The 3,276-nt window shown below is 67.1% G+C and carries 5 protein-coding genes; all 5 read left to right on the plus strand.

All coding sequences use genetic code 11. The features are described 5' to 3' along the window. The first annotated feature begins 203 nt into the window (after window positions 1–203). Window positions 204–671, plus strand: a complete 468-nt coding sequence (gene msrB, locus JCM9942_RS12670; protein WP_054660094.1) for a peptide-methionine (R)-S-oxide reductase MsrB — start codon at window positions 204–206, stop codon at window positions 669–671. Between the two features lie 63 nt (window positions 672–734). Further along, window positions 735–1,589 (plus strand): flagellar motor stator protein MotA, encoded by an 855-nt coding sequence (gene motA / locus JCM9942_RS12675; protein WP_054660096.1) that lies wholly within the window; start codon window positions 735–737, stop codon window positions 1,587–1,589. A 10-nt stretch (window positions 1,590–1,599) separates the two neighbouring features. Beyond that, window positions 1,600–2,541, plus strand: coding sequence for a flagellar motor protein MotB (gene motB, locus JCM9942_RS12680; protein ID WP_083468538.1), 942 nt, complete (start codon window positions 1,600–1,602; stop codon window positions 2,539–2,541). Between the two features lie 39 nt (window positions 2,542–2,580). Next, the gene (locus tag JCM9942_RS12685; protein ID WP_054660098.1) at window positions 2,581–3,063 is read left to right on the plus strand and encodes a hypothetical protein; all 483 of its coding nucleotides are present in this window, start codon (window positions 2,581–2,583) and stop codon (window positions 3,061–3,063) included. A gap of 14 nt (window positions 3,064–3,077) precedes the next feature. After that, on the plus strand, window positions 3,078–3,276 hold a 199-nt coding region (locus JCM9942_RS12690), incomplete at its 3' end, for a DUF4031 domain-containing protein (RefSeq protein WP_054660100.1).

The raw sequence follows: 3,276 nt of genomic DNA on the forward strand, positions 1-3,276 counted from the left end.
GGCGCCGGTTTTAGCTGCGCCTGCGCCGCCAGCGGCAGGCCGCCGGCCAGCAACAGCACAATGCGGGCAAACCTGGTCATGGGGGCCTCCCTTTATGTATCGGTTCGAGCATGCACCCGAACGGCTGGCGCAGCGATGAACGCGGCGGCTTGGTCCGATCCCCGCACGCACCTACCATGTCCTCGCCCCATCGGACCCCAACCATGACCGCTTTCGACCTCACACCTCCGGACGCCGCGCAACGCGCCACCCTGATCGCCGGGCTGAGCCCGGACGAGGCGCGCGTGCTGCTGCACCACGGCACCGAGGCCCCGTTCTGCGGCGTATTCCTGGACAACAAGCGGGCGGGCGTCTACTGCTGCCGGCTGTGCGGGCTGCCGCTGTTCCGCTCCAGCACCAAGTTCGACTCCGGCACCGGCTGGCCCAGTTTCTTCGCCCCGTTCGATCCGGCGCATGTGCGGCAGATCCGCGACACCAGCCACGGAATGGTGCGCACGGAAATCGTCTGCGCCCGCTGCGACAGCCATCTGGGGCATGTCTTCCCGGATGGTCCGCCGCCCACCTTCGAGCGGCACTGCCTGAACTCGGTATCGCTGGGCTTCGCCGGCCACGGCGAGCGATATCCCAACCCGCTGGGCCGCGGCGGCGCCGAAGCGATGCCCGCCGACTGAGTTCACACTTCAGTTCTGGCGCGCCAGGCCGACAACGGGAGATTCCCTCCTTGTGCCTGCCCCATGCTCATCATCGTTGGTCTGCTCGTCGTCATCCTCAGCGTACTGGGCGGCTATCTTGGCGCGCACGGGCGCCTGGGCGCGCTGTGGCAGCCCTATGAACTGGTGATCATCGGCGGCGCGGCACTGGGCGCGTTCCTGATCGGCACCCCGCTCAAGCTGGTCAAACAGACCCTGGCCGCGGTGGTGGGCACCTTCAAAGGCCCGCAGTACCAGCGCCAGGATTATCTGGACGTGCTCAGCCTGGTCTACGAACTGCTCAACAAGGCACGCAAAGAGGGCTTCATGGCGCTGGAGGAGCACGTGGAGAACCCCGGCGAGAGCCCGGTGTTCGCCAGCTACCCGAAGATCCAGGCCGATCACCACCTGATGGCCTTCATGACCGACTGCCTGCGGCTGATGATCGGCTCCAATATCGAGCCGCACGAACTGGAGGCGCTGCTGGAACTGGAGCTGGAAAAGCACCACGAGGAGTCGCTGGCGCCGGCCGCGGTGCTCAACAAGGTCGCCGACGGACTGCCCGGTTTCGGCATCGTCGCCGCGGTGCTGGGCATCGTCATCACCATGGGCTCGATCGGCGGCGACATCAAGGAAGTCGGTGGCCATGTCGCCGGCGCGCTGGTCGGCACGTTCCTCGGCATCCTGCTCGGCTATGGCTTTGTCGGCCCGCTGGCCGCGGCGGTGGAAGCCCGCGCCGAGCAGGACGCGCGCATCTACGAATCGGTCAAGACCGCGCTGCTGGCGTGTCTGCGCGGCTACAACCCGAAGATCGCCCTGGAGTTCGCGCGCAAGACGGTGCCCTCGGCGCTGCGCCCGGGCTTCAACGAATTCGAGCAGCAACTGAAGTCGGTCAAGTAAGGCGCCGGTCATGAGCGAAACCAAACCCACGGTGATCATCCGCCGGGTCAAGAAGGTCAAACACGGCGGCCACCACGGCGGTTCTTGGAAGGTGGCCTACGCCGACTTCGTCACCGCGATGATGGCCTTCTTCCTGGTGCTGTGGCTGATGGCCGCCACCAGCAAACCCGAGCGCGCGGCGATCTCCGAGTATTTCCGCAATCCCAGCCCGCTGGCCGGCAGCAGCGCCACGCCGGCCCCGGGCATGGCCGGTCCGGGCGGTGCCAGCACCTCGATGATCAAACTGGGGGGCGCCACCGACATCTCGCGCGGCAACAGCAGCGACCCGTTCCAGAACCAGCAGCAAGCCGTGCCAACTCCGGTACAGGAACGCGAGCGCGAGAAACAACGGCTGGAAGCGCTCAGACAGGAACTGCAGGAAGCCATCAGCAAGAGCCAGGCGCTGGAGCCGTTCAAGGATCAGCTGCTGCTGGATATCACCCCGGAGGGCCTGCGCATCCAGATCGTGGACCAGCAGAACCGGCCGATGTTCGATCTGGGCAGCGCGCGGCTGATGCCCTACACCCGGGCGATCCTGCTGGAGCTGTCGCACTTCATCTCCCAGGTGCCCAACCGCATCAGCCTGACCGGCCACACCGACACCACCGCCTATTCGACCCAGCTGGGCTACAGCAACTGGGAACTGAGCGCCGACCGCGCCAACGCCGCGCGGCGCACGCTGCTGGAAGGCGGCATGGACGAGGCCAAGGTCGCGCGCGTGGTCGGGCTGTCCTCCTCGGTGCTGTTCGACAAAACCAACCCGCAGAACCCGATCAACCGCCGGATCAGCATCGTGGTGATGACCAGGGATGCCGAGGCCGCCGCCCTGAATGAAACCGACACCTTGCCGCTGCCGGCACTGGCCGCCGCGGCTGCGGGCGGCAACGCCGATCCGGTCACCGTCGCCGACTGAGGCCTACAATGGGCGCTGTTTTCCCATAGCCCGAGCATCATGTCCAAGCAGTCCAAAGCCAAGCGCGACCAGCGCAAGAAGCAGGCCCCGCGCCGCCCGTTCGCCCGCCTGAACGCCCAGCAGCCGGTGGAAAACCACGCCGTGCTGATGAATGAAGAAGGCCAGGTGGTGGCCGCCATCGGTCTGCAGGGCAACGAATGGCTGCTGGCCATCGGTGGCCAGACCATGGGCAACGCCGACAACCCGGTGCCGATGCTGGCCATGCTCAAGCACCTGGCCAACGTGCAGGAGAAGGAAGGCCGCAAGGTCAGCCTGGAGTACTCCCCGCAGCTGGAGGCGATGATCAACGATCTGGCCACCGACGAAGGCAAGACCGCCGACGACTATCTGGCCGCGCTGGTGGCCGAGTTCGAAAGCGGCGACGAGGAAATGGCTGCCGAAGACGCCGACGTGGCTGACAGCACCGACGCCGAAGCCGCACCGGCTGCTGAAGCCGACACCGGCGACAAGCCGCAGGGCTGAGCCGCAGGCTACCGGTGACGGTCTATATCGACGATGCGGTACATCCCTGGCGCGGCGAGCGCTGGGCGCATCTGATGGCCGACACCCTGCCCGAGCTGCATGCGCTGGCGCAGCAGCTCGGGATTCCCCGCCGCGCCTTCCAGAACCGTCCCAGCGGGGCGCACTACGACATACCGGCGCCGCTGCACGCCCGGGCCGTCGCGCTCGGCGCGG

The sequence above is a fragment of the Stenotrophomonas pictorum JCM 9942 genome (genome assembly GCF_001310775.1).
Classification (GTDB): Bacteria; Pseudomonadota; Gammaproteobacteria; order Xanthomonadales; family Xanthomonadaceae; genus Stenotrophomonas; species Stenotrophomonas pictorum.